The organism is Sphaerothrix gracilis Ecp01 (genome assembly GCF_030405905.1).
GTDB lineage: Bacteria > Cyanobacteriota > Cyanobacteriia > Phormidesmidales > Phormidesmidaceae > Sphaerothrix > Sphaerothrix gracilis.
In genome coordinates this window covers 50,452-67,462 of sequence record NZ_JASATW010000026.1, presented here as the reverse complement: position 1 = coordinate 67,462, position 17,011 = coordinate 50,452, and the positions used below count along the sequence as shown (strand labels likewise).

Sequence of the window (17,011 nt, the reverse complement as noted above, 5' to 3'; positions counted from 1 at the left end):
CCTCTTGAAGCCTGTGGTCTAAGCCGTTGCTAACACCTTAGCTGACGCAGGCGTTTCCGTTTCAACTAGCTTGCCTAGCACCGCATTGACGTTGGTTTTAGCATCGCCAAAGAGCATCTGCGTATTCTCTTTGTAGAACAGCGGATTATCTACCCCGGCATAGCCGCTAGAAAGGCTCCGCTTCATGACGACAACATGCCGCGCCTTCCAAACTTCGAGGACGGGCATCCCAGCAATGGGGCTAGCCGGATCTTCAGCCGCGCTAGGGTTCACCGTGTCATTTGCGCCAATTACCAGCACGACATCGGTTTCAGGAAAATCTTCGTTAATCTCGTCCATCTCCAACACAATGTCATAGGGCACATTGGCCTCAGCCAGTAACACATTCATGTGACCTGGCAGACGTCCCGCTACCGGGTGAATACCAAAGCGCACCTGTTTGCCCTGCTTGCGCAAGAGCTGCGTAATCTCAGAAACCGCGTGCTGGGCCTGAGCCACCGCCATGCCATAGCCCGGCACAATGATGACGCTGCTGGCTTGATCTAGCAGCTCGACTGTTTCTTCTACATCAATGGAAGTAGCCTTACCACCGGGAGCCTGAGCAACTGCCCCTTTGCTGCTGCTGCCAGCCCCAAATCCACCCAAAATAACGCTGAAGAAAGAGCGGTTCATGGCTTTGCACATGATGTAGCTCAGAATGGCACCGCTGCTGCCCACCAGCGCCCCGGTGATGATTAGCAAATCATTGGAGAGCATGAAGCCCGCTGCCGCCGCTGCCCAGCCCGAATAGCTGTTCAGCATGGAGATCACCACGGGCATATCGGCCCCGCCAATTGCCAGGACTAGATGCAACCCCAGTACCGCCGCGATCGCCGTCGTGATCAGTAGCGGCGTTAGCCCAGCCGCCCCCTCTGCCTGCATGAAGGGAATACCCAGACCAATTACCGCCACCAGCATGGCAATATTCAACAGGTGGCGACCCGGCAGAGCCAGCGGCTTGCTGCTGAGAATAGCCCGCAGCTTTCCAAAGGCCACAATTGATCCCGTAAAGGTGATCGCGCCAATAAAGACGCCGATGTAAATCTCAATTTTGTGGATGGTTTCTTCTACCCCTAGCAGGGTTGGATCAGGCTGTAGGTAGTTGGCGATCCCCACCAGGACTGCGGCTAGACCCACAAAGCTGTGCAGGATAGCGACTAGTTCGGGCATGGAGGTCATAGCCACGCGAGAGGCCAAAACCGCGCCGATTATGACGCCGGGGACAATCATGGCGCTGAGGGTGACATAGCCTGTCACCTGAGCGCTCAGGGCTGTAGCCACAAAGGCGATCGCCATGCCTGCAATACCGTAGAGATTACCCCGACGGGCGGTTTCCTGGTTAGAAAGTCCGCCCAGGCTCAAAATAAACAGGGCACTTGCCGCCACGTAGGCGACCGTTACTAAGTTCTGAGACATTTTCAATTAAGTCCGAATCAGCAAATGAATGGAAACGTAAGGCTAAAAGCGGTCAGGAGCCTACTTGCGGAACATCTTGAGCATCCGCTGGGTGACCAAGAAACCACCGGCAATGTTGATGGTGCCAACTAAAATGGCGATCGCGCCCAAAATTGTCGTGGGAGAACTGAGTTCGCCAGAAATTTGCAGCATACCGCCAATAATGATGATGCCGCTGATGGCATTGGTAACGCTCATCAAAGGAGTGTGCAGCGCTGGGGCCACGTTCCAAATGATCTGCCAGCCAACGAAGCAGGCCAGCACGAATACGGTGAAGTGAGACAAGAAGGAAGAAGGCGCTCCCACCCCTACCCCCAGCAGGGCTAGGCCCGCTAGGGTAGGCCAGAGCCAAGCCAGCGATCGCTTGGGCGCAGGCTTATCTACTTCTACGGTAGCGGCGGTTTCTTTGGGAGGCGCGGCAGGCTGGGGAGCAGGCGCAGCTGGACGCGGAGCAGGCCAGGTAACTTCCCCCTCGTGGGTAACCAGCGCACCGCGCACCACTTCATCATCAAAGTCCACCTGATAGTTTTCAGAGCCGCCCATGTCGCTGAGCAGATGATACAGGTTCGTGCCGTATAGCTGGCTCGACTGGCTGGCCATGCGGCTGGGAAAATCGGTGAGGCCGACAATTGTGACACCGTGGTACTGATAGACTTCACCGGGGCGAGTCACTTCGCAGTTGCCTCCCTGTTCCGCCGCCATGTCTACTACCACTGACCCCGGCTTCATGCTCTCCACCATCGCCTGAGTGATCAGCAGCGGCGCTTTTTTACCGGGGATCAGGGCCGTGGTAATGATGATGTCTACTTCTTGGGCCTGCTGGGCAAACAGCGCCATCTCGGCCTCAATAAACTCTTTGCTCATCACCTTGGCATAGCCGCCAGAGCCAGAACCATCTTCCTCAAAATCTAGCTCTAGAAACTCAGCGCCCATGCTCTGCACCTGCTCCTTCACCACCGGGCGCGTATCAAAGGCTCTAACGACGGCCCCTAAGCCCCGCGCAGTACCCAAGGCTGAAAGACCCGCAACGCCTGCACCAATCACCAATACCTTGCAGGGCGGCACTTTACCCGCAGCCGTAATTTGGCCGGTAAAAAAGCGATCGAAATGGTTAGCCGCTTCAATGACAGCCCGATAGCCCGCAATGTTTGCCATTGAGCTGAGAGCATCCATCTTTTGAGCCCGCGTGATTCGCGGCACAGAGTCCATCGCCAAAGCGGTTGCTTTACGGGCTGCTAGCTGCTCTACCAGCGCTGTATTTTGCGCTGGCCACAGAAAACTGATTAGAGTGCTTCCTTCATGCAGCAGCTCGGCTTCGTGAACGCCTAGATCCGGATGGGCTTCCGGCGGGCGCACTTTGAGTACGATTTCAGCGTCCGTCCAGAGCGATCGCACATCTGAGTAGATCTGACAGCCTGCCTGCTGATAAGCCGCATCACTAAAGCTTGCGGCTGCACCCGCACCGGTCTGCACGATGACCTCAAAGCCCAATTTCTGCAGTTTTTTAGCCGTTTCAGGCGTTACCGCCACCCGAGCTTCGCCGGGAAACACCTCTTTAGGCACCCCGACTTTTCTAGGGGCGGTTGCCTGTTCTTTTGCAGACTGAGTTTCTTTGTCTATAGCAATCGTCATGAATATTTCCTATCTCAAGAAATGAACAGCCACCGCGAATTCGTGCAGCCTCTAAAACAACCTGTGCCCAGCCTCCATCTGGAGACAAATACACGGGGTTAGCAGATATCAATTCCTTCAGCCACTTCCGCCAAGAACTGGCTAAAAGAAACCTAGTCAACAGCCTGTGGGCAATAGCTAAAATGCGTCAGAAGCTTTCTCCAACTCAAAAAAGCCAGCGATTCTAATCAGACACAACCGTAGCCGTTTTCGATAGAGATTCCTCAAAACACCTGCTTTGCGCTTTGCTCTTTCGCATACTAAAGCACCCTTTTGAAGATAGCGGGCTTCTTTAGCCTTGCTTTATATCCGAGTTCATATTTCCGGCTGTGTTTTCACTCTATCAAACGTAGTCTAAACCTTAATCTACGAAAGCGGTTCAACTACGCTCAAACGAGAAAAAACTATATATAGTCATGTCACAAACCAGCAATATGTTTTCTATATATTTCAGAACATTTCAGAAAATATAAATCAGCGGCCTTGAACATTAAGAGCCGAAAGTTTTTGATACCAAAATTAACAAAACATCTATCCCAAGCGGCGACATATCTTTGAGGCAGCGACCCTATTGAGCAAAAAAATCTGAGCTGAAGCTTCTAAAGCTGGATCTCACCCGGGAGAGACAATGAGGGATGAGTATGATAGAGAATAGTGGCTTGGCACTTTTAGTCACCAGGCTGCGTCACACAGGTTTGGTGTTTATACGCAACTGTCTGGAAACCTGTAAGAGTCAATGTATAATGTTGAAGTTTTGTAACTGCCAACAGCCTGCTGACCCGATCAGGTTTCAGATACGCACATACGAGGAGTGCAATTGTTATGGCTTTCAACCGTTCTAAAGCTCGTTTCTTTGCCGGTCTGATGTGTTCTGGGCTGGCGATCGCCGGAGCTTGGTCTGGAATTTTCACCCCTTCAGGTCAGGCCCAAAGCAGCAGTACGCTACCCGGTTTTACTATTTTCGGCGGAGTTGACCCAGATTTTCGTCTGGGCTACGTCATCGATAACAATACCCCACGCAATCGCGATGCCCGCTACTACCTGCAGGTAGATAGCAACAAAGTAGAGCGCGGCATCAGCGAAATTGAAATTAGCTATCCAGAAGCATTTACCCGCAGCCCAAATGGGGCCACCCTAAATCCAGAAAATATTGAAATTCGGATTGACAGCTCTCGTGGCGGACGTCAGGGTGAAGTCATTCCCTTAGACAGCGTAGTCTGGGATGAGGAAAGTCATCGGTTGGAGATCTACACGCAGGAGATTATTCCAGCCGATACCGAGTTTGTCGTGGCGCTGCTAGACGTGCGCAACCCTCGTCGCTATGGAATGCATCGCTTCAATCTAAGAGTGCTGTATCAGGGAGACGTTGTGCGTCGCTATATTGGCACTTGGCAAGTTGAGGCTGCTGCCGATCGCCCCTGGCAGAGATGATAAGATAGAAAACTGCTGAATTTTTCAAGGAATATAGGCTATGACCAAGCGCACTCTGGGTGGCACTAATCGTAAGCGCAAGCGGACTTCTGGCTTTCGAGCCAGAATGCGGACCAAAACCGGACAGCAGGTTATCAAAGCGCGGCGGCGACGAGGGCGGGCGCGACTGGCCGTTTAGTCCGACTGCTTTTGCAAAGAGCAATCGACCACGCGCTCTACGGCCTGAAAGTTTCCTGCAGCAGTGAAAGTGGGGTTTGGCAGTCTGCCTGACCCCATTTTGCTTAGGCCGCGTCTCCAGCGATCGCGGTTTTCAATTTCTCCCCCGTCATCTTTACGTTCATCTCTGCCCGTGGCTTTGCCCAAGCAGCATCGACTCAAGCACCGCAAAGAATTTCAGGCGGTTTACCGCCACGGCGATCGCTGTTTTTCGCCCCATCTGTCTGTGCGGGGACTCAAGCTTGAGCGCGGCGACGTGGCTGCGGCTCCTACTCGCATCGGCATCTCAATTAGCCAGAAGGTCAGCAAGCGGGCCGTCATTCGTAACCGCATCAAGCGCCAGATCGCAGCGGCGCTACAGCAGCTTATCCCCCAGATCTCAGACGGCTGGTGGATTGTGATTACCGCTCGTTCTAGCGCAGTGGAATGCGAATATAGTCAATTTTTGAGAGAATTAGAGGATACGTTAAAAAAGCTTGAGGTAACTCACTAATGGCTATTAAAGAAGACGTCTTTTATGAAGGCGGCCCCCACATAGGCGATTTGATTATCAACATTCTGCTGGGCTTTACGGTGATCTGTATTCCGCTGACGGTTGGAGCCATTGTGCGAGCCCTCTGGCTGCGCTATCGCATTACTAACCGCCGCATTTCAGTCATTGGCGGCTGGATGGGCCGCGAGCGCTCTGACATTGTTTACTCCGAAGTCGCCAAAGTCGTCACTGTGCCGCGAGGGTTCGGTGCCTGGGGCGACATGGTTGTAACCCTGAAAGATGGCAGCCGCCTCGAACTTAGAGCCGTTCCCAAATTCCGGGAGCTTTACGATTACATCAGCAGCAAAATTTCTGATAAGGCGCGGGCAGTCAGCGGCGGCATTGGCAGCTAGTCCAGCGTAGCTGCGGCAATCTAGTCAAAATAATACCGCCTATGAGAGAAAGCACCGCTGCCGCTGGAAAGCAGACTGAGCTGATAAGATGAAAAAGCTCTTAGTAGGCTAGTTCTATAGGAGCTGTTAGCTGCAGTCGCTTGCGACCCAAAGCAGGCGGGCTAATGGTTTAACATAGATAATCTGAAAGGATCGTTTTTACAGCCCAGACATTTAGGCACAGAGCGCATGGACTTTGGCATTGGCTTTCTCTCTAACAACATCATGTTGCCAATCCTGGACTTTTTTTACGGGATTGTGCCGAGCTATGGTTTAGCGATTGTGGCGCTAACCCTAGTCATTCGCTTTGCGCTTTATCCGCTAAACGCAGGCTCTATCCGCAATATGCGTCGCATGAAGGTAGCCCAGCCTTTGATGCAGAAGCGGGTTAAGGAAATTCAGGAGCGCTACAAAGATAACCCCACCAAAATGCAGGAGGAAATGAGCCAGGTTTATAAAGAATTTGGCAATCCTCTAGCCGGGTGTTTTCCAGTCCTCTTGCAAATGCCCATCTTATTTGCGTTATTTGCCACCCTGCGGGGATCACCATTTGCCGATATTAGCTATAGCGTGAATCTGCAAATTTTTCCCCAAGAGAAGATTGAGCAGATTCAGCCCCAAGCTTTTGCGACTTCACCGAAAAACATCTACATCGCAGATGGCACTCACTTTCCGGTAGCGGCGGTTGTTCCCGGCGGCAATAAGCTAGTTGAGGGAGAAAAGACAGCTATTCGCCTTCAGACCACCGATGGCAAGTCACTACAGTCGTTAATCAACGAATTTGATGACGGTCAAGACGTGACGCCCAACTGGGAAATCACTAAAGGTTCTGAGCTCATAAACATCGATCAGGACGGCAATATTGAAGCACTACAGCCCGGTGAAGCAACTTTGCAGGTGACGGTACCGGGCCTAGCCGCTAACCGGGGCTTTTTGTTCATTGAGGCTCTGGGCCGGGTAGGGGTTACCGGAGATGACGGCGAAATTCACTGGGATATTCTGGGCATGGTGCTGTTCTTTGGCATCAGCTTATACCTGAACCAAGTACTTTCTGGCCAAGGCTCCGATGCGGCTAATCCCCAGCAAAACGCAGTCAACAAGTTCACGCCGCTGATTTTCTCCGGCATGTTCCTGTTTTTCCCCCTACCTGCAGGCGTTTTGATGTATATGGTGATTGCCAACCTGTTCCAAACCCTACAGACCTTCATTTTGTCCCGCGAGCCTTTGCCAGAAAATCTACAAAAGATTGTAGATGCTGAATCTGCCAAGGCAACGGCTGATGAAGATCGTCAGACACTCCCCTTTGAGCCGAAGCGCTCTAAAAAGAAAGCCTCCTCATAATTTGCGGTTAGCTCCTATGACTGAGTCAAAAAGTAAAGCAGGTGCTGAGTGGCTGCAAACGCTGCTCAACCTCTCTGGTCAGACAATATCGGTGAAAGAAGAAATTATCACCGATGAAGCTGGCATCAGCTACTGGCTGATTATGGACGATGAGGCTCTATCGGCAGAACAGGTAGAGCAGCTTATCGGCCCCCAGGGAGCCGTTTTAGATTCGATTCAGTATTTGGCAAACACGACGCTGAATTTGGGTGTGCCTCAGCCAGAGCAGCAGGCTTATACCGTCGAGCTGGCGGGCTACCGGGCACAACGGCAGGATGAGCTTAGAGCGATGGCGGCTGAGGCCGTTGCACAGGTGCAAGCAACCCAGGAGGAGTATGAGATCGCTGCCCTGTCTTCGGCAGAGCGCCGCCAAATGCACAACTTCCTCAAAACCCATGAGGGGCTTGAAACTTTTAGTCGGGGTAAAGAACCCGATCGCCGTTTAGTAGTGCGCCTAGTCAGTACTGAAGAGGCATAGCCTCTTGTACTGGACGTTACTGCTTTCAGCACAGAGTATCCAGGCAGTTCGGAAGATATTCACCGATGGAAGCTATCTATATTCCTCAGTTAACCAAGGCTCCTGATAGGACACTGACCCTGTCATTTCGAGAACACTTCGAGGAGTTAGAGACACTGACGCCTGTGAAAGGAGAGCTACAGGTCACCCACCACGGCAACTTCTTGGAAGTGCAGGCCCAGGCAGAGGCCATCAAAACGCTAACCTGCCACCGCTGTTTGCAAAACTATAATCATCGGCTGGAGGTAGAGGCTTCTGAGCTGGTGTGGCTAGAAGAAACGGCTGATGAAGTCTGGGCTGTAGAGCGAGAAGTTCCCCTAGAAGATCTAGTAGAAACCCTGTCTCCTCATGGCTATTTCTATCCCAGCGAATGGCTGTATCAGCAGCTTTGCCTGGCAATGCCCCAGCGGCAGCTTTGCGATCGCGCCTGTGAAGGCATTGTCCTCTCTCCTGGCTTATCTGAAGCTGCCTCTAGCGACCACCGCTGGGCGGCTCTAGCAGCCCTGAAGCAACAGTTGCCCCACTCAACATCTGAATGACTTTTATTCTCCGATACAGAGTCGGCTAAGCGATATGAGCTTTCGTGAGGAACTGAGCCTGCTGCTGCGCGCCCGCTACGCGCTCATTTACGTGCCGACGAAAGAAGAAGAAAGAGCGGAAGCTGCGATCGCCGACTGCGCCCAGCAGGAAGGACGCAGCGTTTATACCTGGGATTTTGTTGATGGCTATCAGGGCAATCCCAACGATGCCGGGTTTGGTCGCCGCAATCCACTGCAGGCACTGGAATTTCTCGAAAAGCTATCCCCTACCGCTGCGGCCATTTGTCTGCTGCGAGACTATCATCGCTTTTTAGACGATGTTGCCATCTCGCGGAAGCTGCGAAATTTGGCGCGACGGTTCAAATCGCAGCCCAAAAACATTATTATTTTGTCGCCACAGCTTTCTATTCCAGAAGATCTAGGGGATGTGATTACGGTTCAGGAGTTTCCCTTACCGACCGTAGAAGAGATTCGAGTTGAGGTGCAGCGGCTGCTAGCGGCGATGGGAACAGTGCTGAGCGATCGCGTGATTGATGAGCTAGTGCGCTCTTGCCAGGGACTTTCAATTGAGCGGATTCGCCGGGTACTGGCGCGCGGTATTGCGGCCCACGGAGAGTTTCAGCCCAGCGATATTGACCTCATCTTAGAGGAAAAGCAGCAGACGATTCGCCAGACCCAAATTTTGGATTTTTATCCGGCCCGTGAGGACATTTCCGATATTGGTGGCCTAGATAACCTCAAAGACTGGCTGCTAAAGCGGGGCCATGCTTTTTCCGAAAAGGCCAGACAGTACGGCCTGCCCCATCCCAGGGGGCTGCTGCTGGCAGGTATTCAGGGGACGGGCAAGTCCTTGACCGCCAAGGCGATCGCCCATCACTGGCACCTACCTTTGTTGCGGCTGGATGTAGGTCGTTTATTTGCTGGACTGGTGGGCGAGTCTGAATCTCGCACGCGGCAGATGATTCAGCTGGCAGAGGCCCTTGCTCCCTGTGTTCTGTGGATTGATGAAATTGATAAAGCCTTTGCGGGGGTAGACGGTCGCGGTGATGCGGGGACAACTAGCCGCGTTTTTGGTACTTTCATCACCTGGCTGGCGGAAAAAACATCGCCAGTGTTCGTCGTCGCCACCGCTAACAACATTCAGTCCTTGCCGCCGGAGGTGCTAAGGCGGGGTCGCTTTGACGAAATTTTCTTTGTCGGCCTGCCCAGCCAGCCGGAGCGTCAGGCTATTTTCTCAGTCCACCTGTCGCGTTTGCGGCCTCAAAGCCTGGAGCGTTATGACTTAGAGCGTCTGGCTTACGAAACCCCCGATTTTTCCGGGGCTGAAATTGAGCAGGCTATTGTTGAAGCGATGCACATCGGTTTTAGCCAAAACCGTGACTTTACTACCGAGGATATCCTGGAGGCCGCCAGCGAAATTGTTCCCCTAGCGCGATCGGCGCAGGAACAGGTTGAAAATTTACTGGCCTGGGCCAAGTCGGGCAAAGCTCGATTAGCCTCGCGGGCCAGCGAAGTCAGCATGAACAGCCAGCTGAGACAGCAGTTGCGCAATTCGGAGTAGCCAGTCCCCAAACGGTTTCTCCGCTGTCGCTCTGTAAAAGTGCTATAAATGGGCTGCAAACCCTGTTAGAAATAATCATTTTCAACAGCGTCAAATCTTAAGTGTGATCCGGGGAGACAGTTCCATGCGGGGCTTTTTACTCAGTCTAACCAAGCTCATTATTGGCATTGCTTTGGCTTTAGTCCTGCTGTCTCTGGCGGGCGTAGCCACTGCTCGCTATTTTATGAGTCGCCTTGCCGATCTGCCCGACAAACCCCTCTATGAAAACGATACGAGTCTAGCGGTTCCTGCCGCCAACACTGAAACGGCCTCTACCCCCGCAACAGCAGCCACGCCGCCTGCAGAAACGCTGCCGGAGGAAGAACTGCCACCTGATAGCTATAAAGCCGTTGTAGTCTATCGGGACGGCCTAGTCCTGCGAGAAGGACCTAGTATCAGCTATGCTCGCCTGGGCGGGGTGGAATACAACGAGGAAGTCATTGTTCTAGCTACGAGTGACGATCAGGGCTGGCTGCAGGTGCGGCTACCCCGCAACGGTCAGGAAGGCTGGGTCAAAGCCGGTAATACGCGACAGGTTGAGACAGATTCCCCGGCTGAAGAGGCGCTCAATTAGCAGGCGATTGCTCAGGTTGTAAAGAAAGCTAACTCAACATAAAACTTAGTTACAGTCTGAGCGTGTTCTACGCTACTTACCGGGGTTAGGATGATAGCCTGACTTTCAGTATTTGCTGATTAATTCACTTTCCCGGTAAAGCGTATGTACGAGTCTAGAAGAGATTGGCTGACTTCTGCCGCGATCGCCGCTTTGGGCGCAGGCATTGTCACGACTTTTGCCGTCAGTCAAGGCCAAAATCCTGGCGTAGCTGTTGCAATAACTCTATTTGCGGCAGGGCTAGCCGTCGTATTTGATCGCTTTGCCTAGCTCGAATGAAAGGCAAAACTGCGTTCATTACTGCTGAAATTGCTCCATCTAAATAAAGGTCAGCTCTCCGGTGCTGGCCTTTTTTCGTGGCACACCCGTTAGGCAAAGTTACCGCAGAATCTCTATCTTCCGGCACAATGGGAAAGAACGCCTGAGGTAATTGAATTTGTGCTGGCTACAGAGCAGCTTTTTCCGTTTCAGCTAGATGACTTTCAACAGCAGGCGATCGCCGCTTTAAACGGAGGCAAATCGGTCGTCGTCTGTGCCCCCACCGGATCGGGGAAGACTCTCATTGGTGAATATGCGATTTACCGCGCCTTAGCGCGAAACAAGCGAGTTTTTTACACCACGCCCCTAAAAGCCCTTTCTAATCAAAAGCTACGAGATTTTCGGCAGCAGTTCGGCCCGGAACAGGTTGGCTTAGTCACTGGAGATCTCTCGATTAACCGGGATGCGCCTGTCTTGGTGATGACCACCGAGATCTTTCGCAACATGCTCTATGGCACCCCGATTGGGGAAGTGGGCACGTCGCTGCAGGGGGTTGAAGCAGTGGTGCTTGATGAATGCCACTACATGAATGACCGCCAGCGCGGAACCGTTTGGGAAGAATCAATCATCTACTGTCCGCCTAATATTCAGCTTGTCGCTCTCTCGGCCACAATTGCCAATGGCGATCAGCTCACCGACTGGATTAGCCGCGTTCATGGCCCGACGGATCTGATCTACTCCGACTTTCGGCCTGTGCCCTTGGAGTTTCAGTATTGCCATCCTAAGGGAATTTTTCCGTTGCTGAATGAGCAGCAAACCAAGATTAATCCGCGTCTGCGGCAGCGGCGACAGTCTCGCGCCCAGAAAGGACAAAAGGGCCGCCGCAATCGTCATCACATCAGTCCGGCTTTTGTCGTCAGCCAGCTACATCAAAAAGATCTGCTACCGGCTATCTACTTTATTTTCAGCCGCCGAGGCTGTGACAAAGCGGTGAACGAGCTAGGCCACCTGTCCCTAGTTGGGGAAGCAGAAGCCGAACTGCTAAAGCAAAAAGTAGATGAGTTTTTGGCCTGGAACCCGGACGCCGCTAGGGCTGGGCAGGTAGAGCCGCTCTATCGCGGTATTGCTGCTCACCATGCGGGTATTTTACCGACTTGGAAAAGCCTGGTTGAAGAACTGTTTCAGGCCGGACTGATCAAAGCTGTGTTTGCCACTGAAACGCTGGCGGCGGGGATCAACATGCCCGCCCGCACAACGGTCATTTCCAGCCTGTCTAAACGAACCGATCGCGGTCACCGACTGCTGACCGCCTCAGAATTTTTACAGATGGCCGGGCGGGCCGGGCGGCGCGGCATGGATACCCGTGGGTACGTAGTTACGGTCGAGACGCCTTTTGAGGATGCTAAGGAAGCGGCTTATCTGGCCACCGTCGGCCCCGATCCGCTGGTCAGCCAGTTTACGCCTAGCTATGGCATGGTGCTGAACCTGTTACAAACCCATACCCTAGAAGAAGCCAAAGAACTGATTGAGCGCAGTTTTGGCCAGTATCTAGCCACCCTGCATTTGGTGCCCCAGCAGCAGGCGATCGCCGATCTAGAGGCCCATATTGAGCACCATCAGGCGCAGCTAGCCGCTTTTGACCCGGCGATTTTGGCAGACTATGAAAAGCTGCGGGGGCGGCTCAAAGAAGAACGCCGCTTACTCAAAATTTTGCAGCAGCAGGCAGAAGAGGCGCTCGCTGGCGGGGCAGTGATGGCTTTGTCATTTGCACTCTCTGGCACCGTTCTCAGCCTCAAGGGTAAAAACGTCAAAGTTTCCGCGCCGCTTCCTGCCGTTTTGGTCAGCAAAATTCCTGGGCCAGGTCAGTTTCCCCACCTCATCTGCCTGGGGCAGGACAACCGCTGGTATGTGGTTGCCGTAGCCGACGTCATAGACCTGCACGATCAGTTTGACCGTCTGACAGCGGTAGAAACCCTCAGTCCGCCTGCGGATCTACCGCTTAAGCCGGGGCAAAGCCGCAGCGGTGATGAGCAGACGGCGGCTCTCGCCCAGCAGATTCCACAGCCGCCCGATTGGGAAGCGGCTGCACCAGAAGTGCAGGCTCAGCGATCGCAGGTGGCAGCGGTAGAAGCCATGCTAAAAAATCATCCGGCTCAAAGCTGGCAAAATCCGACGGCGTTGCTGAAGCGGCAAAAGCAGCTACAGCGACTGGAAGCTGAGCTGAGCGATCGGCGGGCGAAGCTGTCTACGCTTTCCCATCGCTACTGGCAAGAATTTCTTGACCTGATGAGCATTCTGCAGCATTTTGGCTGCTTGCAGGGCGTGCAGCCCATGCTCTTAGGCGAAATCGCAGCGGCTGTGCGCGGCGACAATGAGCTTTGGCTAGGCTTAGCCTTAGCGACCGGAGAATTCGATCAGCTAGAAGCGCCTTACCTAGCTGCCGCCTGCGCCGCTCTGGTGACGGAAAATAGCCGTCCTGATAGCTGGGTGCGCTACCAGCTTTCACCCGTGGTGGAAGAGGCTCTGGGCGGGCTGCGCAGTCTGCGGCGTGATATTTTTAAGCAGCAGCGTCGCCATCAAATGATGCTGCCTGTTTGGCTAGAATACGAGCTGACCGCTCTAGTCGAGCAGTGGGCACACCAGACGGATTGGAACGAGCTTTGCGACCAGACCAGCCTGGATGAAGGCGATATTGTGCGCATTCTACGCCGCACCCTCGACTTTCTCTCCCAGATTCCTCACATCCCCCACCTCAGCCCGCAGATTGTGGGCAATGCCCGCGAGGCGATCGCGCTGCTCAATCGCTTTCCTATCAACGAGAGCCTGACCTGAAGCCCTAAACCGATTCGCTTTCGCTAGCCGCAGGAACTGAGCGACCATTGTAAAGACTCATAGCCGACTCTACGCCTCGCTTAAGGCTGGCTTCAACCGTACTCACGGCCAAGTCAACGATACCGTTAATCTGAGTTTGCTCTGTGGGTGAAAATTTGCCTAGCACATGGGAAATCACCGCCCCTTCGCGATCGCCAGCTTTTTCCGTAGCGCCAATGCCGATGCGCAGTCGCGGAAACTCCTGCGTTCCTAGATGGGCAATCATTGACTTCATGCCGTTATGTCCTCCGGCTGAGCCAGCAGGGCGCAAACGCAGCTTACCCACTGGCAAATCCATGTCGTCATAGATCACCAGTACGCTGGCAGGCGGCAGCTTGAACCAATCCATCACGGCCCGTACTGACTGACCAGAGCGGTTCATGTAGGTAGAGGGCTTTAAAAGCAGAACTTTGTTGCCGCCAAATAGCCTAGCTTCGCCGCAGGCTCCCTGAAACTTACGATTTTCAGCTAGAGAAACCTGCCAGAGCTTAGCCAAAGCATCCACAATGTCGAAACCGATGTTGTGGCGGGTGCGGTAATATTTGTCTCCCGGATTCCCCAAACCCACGATTAGCTGGGGAATCACGGCGTCGGTTGTAGTCAATTTCGCTGCTGCCCTTAAACCGTCTGCTCGTCTTTAGCGGTTTCGGCCGGTTCAGCCGCATTCTCGCTGTCTACGTCTTCAGACGACTCGGCTGCCTCTGGCTGCGGCGAAAGTGCCTTTTTCTGAGGAGTTTCCAGCGTTGCCTTCATTGGCTCTGTTACGGTCTTTTCAATCCGCTCGGCTTCCCGCTTGAATTCAGTCTCAAATTCACGCGAAGCTTCTTGAAAGCCGCGAATCGCCTTGCCCAAGCTGCGCCCAATTTCAGGAAGTTTTTTAGGCCCGAAGACCAATAGCGCCACAATAAAAATCAGCGCCATCTCCGGCAGACCAATGCCAAAGATATTCATGGCGTCTCTCCTCCCAGTGTTCGTTCGTGAGTCGTCTGTGCTAACGAGCTATATGCCGCCAAAGGCACCGCCAACACTATAGCGCGATCTCTTCCTCGGCTGAAGACAGGTCTAGGCGCTTAGCTAACTGAATAATTTCAATAACCCTTATAACAAAGGGGCATAGAGAAATCTGCAGCAGTTTCCTACAGTTTCTATGCCCCAACAGCCATTTTTGCAAAAAGCCGTAGCTAGCTTCCTAGACTTCTCCAATCTACGTCTACATTCTGAAGCAGCAGGCTGGAATTATAGAGCTGCAGAATAATTAAGAGGAAAACAAAAAACAGCAGCATAAAAACAGCCATCAGCGGCGTCGTACCCCAGCCAGGGGAGACTTTACCGTATTCAGAGTTGAGGGGCCGCAAAAGATTTCCCAACCAAGTCCTTTGTGCCATAGGTAACCTTCAATAAATTCACTTTAATAATCTGTAATATTATAGGGTTTAGGGAATCATTCATTAGAAAAAACCTATGCAGCCTGCAACAGTTCTTATCATTTCCGTGGGTGCCATCCTGCTTGGCGTCACTGGCTTTGCTATTTACACTTCTTTTGGCCCCCCGGCCAAGCAGCTCAGCGATCCGTTTGAAGATCACGAGGACTAGAGCGTTCTGAGCGCCCAAAAATTATTTTCCTGCGCCAATTTTGCCTTGTTAATGATAAAATTGGAAACTCCGTAGTAGCTTATGGCCGTACGCTTGTCGTAAAACGGTCATGGCTCAGCTTATTGTGTCAATTTCTTGCTCCAGAACCTCTGGAGCCGTATACCGCAGAAACTAGGAACCTATGATCAAGCTGCGACTAAAGCGTTTTGGAAAGAAAAGAGAAGTCAGTTATCGTATCGTTGCGATGAAAAATACGGATCGCCGGGATGGGCGTCCGCTAGCAGAAGTAGGCTTCTACAACCCTCGTACCGACGAAACCCGGTTGGATGTCCCCACTATTGTTAAGTATCTCCAGGAAGGGGCACAGCCTACCCGGACAGTGAAGCATCTCTTGGAAAAAGCCAATGTCTTCGAGCAAGTCCGCGCCTAATTTAGAGTCATCTGTGGCAGCTCAGAACGAGCCTGATTTTGCGGAAGTCGTTCGGTTCTTAGTTTCTCCTTTCTTAGAGGCGTCCACTGATTTGAGCGTGGACTGTGAGTACCGCGCTAATCGTTCTCGCCTATGGATTCGGATTGCGTTTGATGGGGCCGATCGCGGGCGCGTTTTTGGTCGTGGGGGCCGTAATATTCAGGCTATTCGGACTGTGATCAAGGCGATGGCTCAGCTTTCTGGGCTACAGGCTCACTTAGAAATTTACGGTGAGGGCGGCGATCGCTCAGAGCGGGAGGGCAGCAGCTCGCCGCGTCCCCAGCGTTCATCGCGATCGCGTCCCCCTCGCCCTAAAAAATAAAGCTGCCCTAAAGACCTTCAATATTTCTCAAAAACTTTTAAAAGCACTGATACAGCCTCGATTCTGTCGGGGCTGTTGCTTTCTATTCGGAAACCTGGCTCTAGCCCGCTTATGGCACACACCTTCACGCTCACGCTGCCAACTGCCGAAAGCGCGATCGCTTTAGCAGGGCCGCAGGAAGAGAACCTCAAACTTTTGGCCCGGCAGACGGGGGCAACGCTTATTCTGAGGGGCCAAGACTTGCTTATTGCCGGCACTGAGAAAACCGTCGATCTTTGTCGGCGGCTGGTGAGTGCCTTGGAACCCCTGTGGGGCAGTGATCAAAGCGTCACCTCGACCGATATTCTTACGGCCAAGCAAGCCCTCAACACCCAGCGGACAGACGAACTGTCTTCGCTCTACCGAGATGCGATCGCCCGTACCCGCCGGGGCGAAGTCATTCGGGCCAAAACCTTTCGCCAGCGCCAGTATATTGAAGCCCTGCGATCGCGCGACTTAGTTTTTTGCGTTGGGCCAGCCGGCACCGGCAAAACCTTTCTGGCGGCGATGGTAGCCGTGCAGGCGCTAATGAATAACGAATACGAGCGCCTGATTTTGACGCGGCCGGCGGTGGAAGCCGGAGAACGGCTAGGGTTTCTACCCGGTGATTTGCAGCAGAAGGTGAATCCTTATCTGCGCCCGCTCTATGATGCCCTGCACGAGCTGCTTGATCCAGAAAAGATTCCCTCCCTCATGGAGCGCGGCGTGATTGAGGTGGCCCCGCTGGCCTATATGCGTGGCCGCACCCTTAACAATGCCTTTGTCATCTTAGACGAAGCTCAAAATACCACGCCAGCTCAGATGAAAATGGTGCTGACTCGCCTAGGCTTTGGCTCCCGCATGGCCGTGACTGGCGATGTTACACAAACCGACCTGGGCCAAAATCAGCAGTCCGGCTTGGCGATCGCCCACAAGATCTTAGCGGGGGTTGAAGGCATCTCCTTTTGCCAACTGACCAAGGCGGACGTGGTACGTCACCCCCTAGTGCAGCGGATTGTAGCGGCCTACGAAAAATACGAAGCCTAAAAAGCTGGCCCCTTTCCAGGCAGCAGCCCTCTCGCCCAAAATAGAGGC

At 53.2% G+C, this 17,011-nt stretch carries 20 protein-coding genes; 15 read left to right on the top strand and 5 right to left on the bottom strand.

Translation table 11 applies throughout. The features are described from left to right. Nucleotides 1–18 precede the first annotated feature (18 nt). Together pntB and pntA are read right to left on the bottom strand one after the other, a co-directional pair. Nucleotides 19–1,455 (bottom strand): Re/Si-specific NAD(P)(+) transhydrogenase subunit beta, encoded by a 1,437-nt coding sequence (pntB, locus tag QJQ48_RS22425; protein ID WP_346293478.1) that lies wholly within the window; start codon nt 1,453–1,455, stop codon nt 19–21. Between the two features lie 60 nt (nt 1,456–1,515). Beyond that, nucleotides 1,516–3,126 carry a Re/Si-specific NAD(P)(+) transhydrogenase subunit alpha gene (gene pntA / locus QJQ48_RS22420; RefSeq protein ID WP_346293477.1) on the bottom strand — a complete coding sequence of 537 codons (1,611 nt, stop codon included), beginning with the start codon at nt 3,124–3,126 and terminating at the stop codon, nt 1,516–1,518. 861 nt (nt 3,127–3,987) lie between these two features. Here pntA and QJQ48_RS22415 point away from each other — a divergent pair. From QJQ48_RS22415 to QJQ48_RS22365, 11 genes are all read left to right on the top strand, one after another. Then, nucleotides 3,988–4,596, top strand: a complete 609-nt coding sequence (locus QJQ48_RS22415) for a DUF2808 domain-containing protein (protein WP_346293476.1) — start codon at nt 3,988–3,990, stop codon at nt 4,594–4,596. A 40-nt stretch (nt 4,597–4,636) separates the two neighbouring features. Further along, nucleotides 4,637–4,774, top strand: a complete 138-nt coding sequence (gene rpmH / locus QJQ48_RS22410) for a 50S ribosomal protein L34 (protein ID WP_346293475.1) — start codon at nt 4,637–4,639, stop codon at nt 4,772–4,774. A 171-nt stretch (nt 4,775–4,945) separates the two neighbouring features. Beyond that, nucleotides 4,946–5,305 (top strand): ribonuclease P protein component, encoded by a 360-nt coding sequence (gene rnpA / locus QJQ48_RS22405; protein WP_346293496.1) that lies wholly within the window; start codon nt 4,946–4,948, stop codon nt 5,303–5,305. Further along, on the top strand, nt 5,305–5,697 hold the full coding sequence (locus QJQ48_RS22400) for a PH domain-containing protein (protein ID WP_346293474.1): 393 nt from the start codon (nt 5,305–5,307) through the stop codon (nt 5,695–5,697). Before rnpA ends, QJQ48_RS22400 begins: the two co-directional genes overlap by 1 nt. A 228-nt stretch (nt 5,698–5,925) precedes the next feature. Next, nucleotides 5,926–7,077 (top strand): membrane protein insertase YidC, encoded by a 1,152-nt coding sequence (gene yidC / locus QJQ48_RS22395; RefSeq protein WP_346293473.1) that lies wholly within the window; start codon nt 5,926–5,928, stop codon nt 7,075–7,077. Between the two features lie 16 nt (nt 7,078–7,093). Next, entirely contained in the window at nt 7,094–7,594 is a 501-nt protein-coding gene (locus QJQ48_RS22390) for a Jag family protein (protein ID WP_346293472.1), read from the top strand. 65 nt (nt 7,595–7,659) lie between these two features. Then, on the top strand, nt 7,660–8,172 hold the full coding sequence (locus tag QJQ48_RS22385; RefSeq protein ID WP_346293471.1) for a YceD family protein: 513 nt from the start codon (nt 7,660–7,662) through the stop codon (nt 8,170–8,172). A gap of 34 nt (nt 8,173–8,206) precedes the next feature. Next, entirely contained in the window at nt 8,207–9,733 is a 1,527-nt protein-coding gene (locus QJQ48_RS22380) for an AAA family ATPase (protein WP_346293470.1), read from the top strand. A 124-nt stretch (nt 9,734–9,857) separates the two neighbouring features. Continuing rightward, nucleotides 9,858–10,346 carry an SH3 domain-containing protein gene (locus tag QJQ48_RS22375; protein WP_346293469.1) on the top strand — a complete coding sequence of 163 codons (489 nt, stop codon included), beginning with the start codon at nt 9,858–9,860 and terminating at the stop codon, nt 10,344–10,346. Between the two features lie 144 nt (nt 10,347–10,490). Further along, nucleotides 10,491–10,655, top strand: coding sequence for a hypothetical protein (locus tag QJQ48_RS22370; RefSeq protein WP_346293468.1), 165 nt, complete (start codon nt 10,491–10,493; stop codon nt 10,653–10,655). Nucleotides 10,656–10,823: 168 nt separating this feature from the next. Next, nucleotides 10,824–13,475, top strand: coding sequence for a DEAD/DEAH box helicase (locus QJQ48_RS22365; RefSeq protein WP_346293467.1), 2,652 nt, complete (start codon nt 10,824–10,826; stop codon nt 13,473–13,475). A gap of 4 nt (nt 13,476–13,479) precedes the next feature. On the opposite strand, the gene pth is transcribed toward QJQ48_RS22365, so the two are convergent. The 3 genes from pth to psbH form a co-directional block, all read right to left on the bottom strand. Then, the gene (gene pth, locus QJQ48_RS22360; protein ID WP_346293466.1) at nt 13,480–14,118 is read right to left on the bottom strand and encodes an aminoacyl-tRNA hydrolase; all 639 of its coding nucleotides are present in this window, start codon (nt 14,116–14,118) and stop codon (nt 13,480–13,482) included. A 14-nt stretch (nt 14,119–14,132) separates the two neighbouring features. After that, a complete protein-coding gene (locus QJQ48_RS22355) occupies nt 14,133–14,465 on the bottom strand; it encodes a TatA/E family twin arginine-targeting protein translocase (protein ID WP_346293465.1) in 333 nt (110 codons plus the stop codon). 230 nt (nt 14,466–14,695) lie between these two features. Further along, the gene (gene psbH, locus QJQ48_RS22350; protein ID WP_346293464.1) at nt 14,696–14,899 is read right to left on the bottom strand and encodes a photosystem II reaction center phosphoprotein PsbH; all 204 of its coding nucleotides are present in this window, start codon (nt 14,897–14,899) and stop codon (nt 14,696–14,698) included. A 76-nt stretch (nt 14,900–14,975) separates the two neighbouring features. Here psbH and psbN point away from each other — a divergent pair, with 76 nt between their 5' ends. The 4 genes from psbN to QJQ48_RS22330 all read left to right on the top strand — a co-directional run bounded on the left by psbN (nt 14,976) and on the right by QJQ48_RS22330 (nt 16,963). After that, nucleotides 14,976–15,107 (top strand): photosystem II reaction center protein PsbN, encoded by a 132-nt coding sequence (gene psbN / locus QJQ48_RS22345; RefSeq protein ID WP_346293463.1) that lies wholly within the window; start codon nt 14,976–14,978, stop codon nt 15,105–15,107. A gap of 181 nt (nt 15,108–15,288) precedes the next feature. Beyond that, a complete protein-coding gene (gene rpsP / locus QJQ48_RS22340; protein WP_346293462.1) occupies nt 15,289–15,537 on the top strand; it encodes a 30S ribosomal protein S16 in 249 nt (82 codons plus the stop codon). Further along, entirely contained in the window at nt 15,512–15,898 is a 387-nt protein-coding gene (locus QJQ48_RS22335; RefSeq protein ID WP_346293461.1) for a KH domain-containing protein, read from the top strand. The genes rpsP and QJQ48_RS22335 overlap by 26 nt, the downstream gene beginning before the upstream one ends. Nucleotides 15,899–16,009: 111 nt before the next feature. Then, a complete protein-coding gene (locus QJQ48_RS22330) occupies nt 16,010–16,963 on the top strand; it encodes a PhoH family protein (RefSeq protein WP_346293460.1) in 954 nt (317 codons plus the stop codon). Nucleotides 16,964–17,011: the final 48 nt, after the last annotated feature.

Coding starts and splice junctions, on each gene's coding strand:
- QJQ48_RS22390 (WP_346293472.1), top strand. CDS start 7,094: ATGACTGAGTCAAAAAGTAAAGCAGGTGCTGAGTGGCTGCAAACGCTG.
- pntB (WP_346293478.1), bottom strand. CDS start 1,455: ATGTCTCAGAACTTAGTAACGGTCGCCTACGTGGCGGCAAGTGCCCTG.
- QJQ48_RS22385 (WP_346293471.1), top strand. CDS start 7,660: ATGGAAGCTATCTATATTCCTCAGTTAACCAAGGCTCCTGATAGGACA.
- QJQ48_RS22335 (WP_346293461.1), top strand. CDS start 15,512: ATGTCTTCGAGCAAGTCCGCGCCTAATTTAGAGTCATCTGTGGCAGCT.
- QJQ48_RS22355 (WP_346293465.1), bottom strand. CDS start 14,465: ATGAATATCTTTGGCATTGGTCTGCCGGAGATGGCGCTGATTTTTATT.
- pntA (WP_346293477.1), bottom strand. CDS start 3,126: ATGACGATTGCTATAGACAAAGAAACTCAGTCTGCAAAAGAACAGGCA.
- QJQ48_RS22370 (WP_346293468.1), top strand. CDS start 10,491: ATGTACGAGTCTAGAAGAGATTGGCTGACTTCTGCCGCGATCGCCGCT.
- QJQ48_RS22380 (WP_346293470.1), top strand. CDS start 8,207: ATGAGCTTTCGTGAGGAACTGAGCCTGCTGCTGCGCGCCCGCTACGCG.
- psbN (WP_346293463.1), top strand. CDS start 14,976: ATGCAGCCTGCAACAGTTCTTATCATTTCCGTGGGTGCCATCCTGCTT.
- psbH (WP_346293464.1), bottom strand. CDS start 14,899: ATGGCACAAAGGACTTGGTTGGGAAATCTTTTGCGGCCCCTCAACTCT.
- QJQ48_RS22415 (WP_346293476.1), top strand. CDS start 3,988: ATGGCTTTCAACCGTTCTAAAGCTCGTTTCTTTGCCGGTCTGATGTGT.
- rpsP (WP_346293462.1), top strand. CDS start 15,289: ATGATCAAGCTGCGACTAAAGCGTTTTGGAAAGAAAAGAGAAGTCAGT.
- QJQ48_RS22375 (WP_346293469.1), top strand. CDS start 9,858: ATGCGGGGCTTTTTACTCAGTCTAACCAAGCTCATTATTGGCATTGCT.
- rpmH (WP_346293475.1), top strand. CDS start 4,637: ATGACCAAGCGCACTCTGGGTGGCACTAATCGTAAGCGCAAGCGGACT.
- QJQ48_RS22330 (WP_346293460.1), top strand. CDS start 16,010: ATGGCACACACCTTCACGCTCACGCTGCCAACTGCCGAAAGCGCGATC.
- yidC (WP_346293473.1), top strand. CDS start 5,926: ATGGACTTTGGCATTGGCTTTCTCTCTAACAACATCATGTTGCCAATC.
- QJQ48_RS22400 (WP_346293474.1), top strand. CDS start 5,305: ATGGCTATTAAAGAAGACGTCTTTTATGAAGGCGGCCCCCACATAGGC.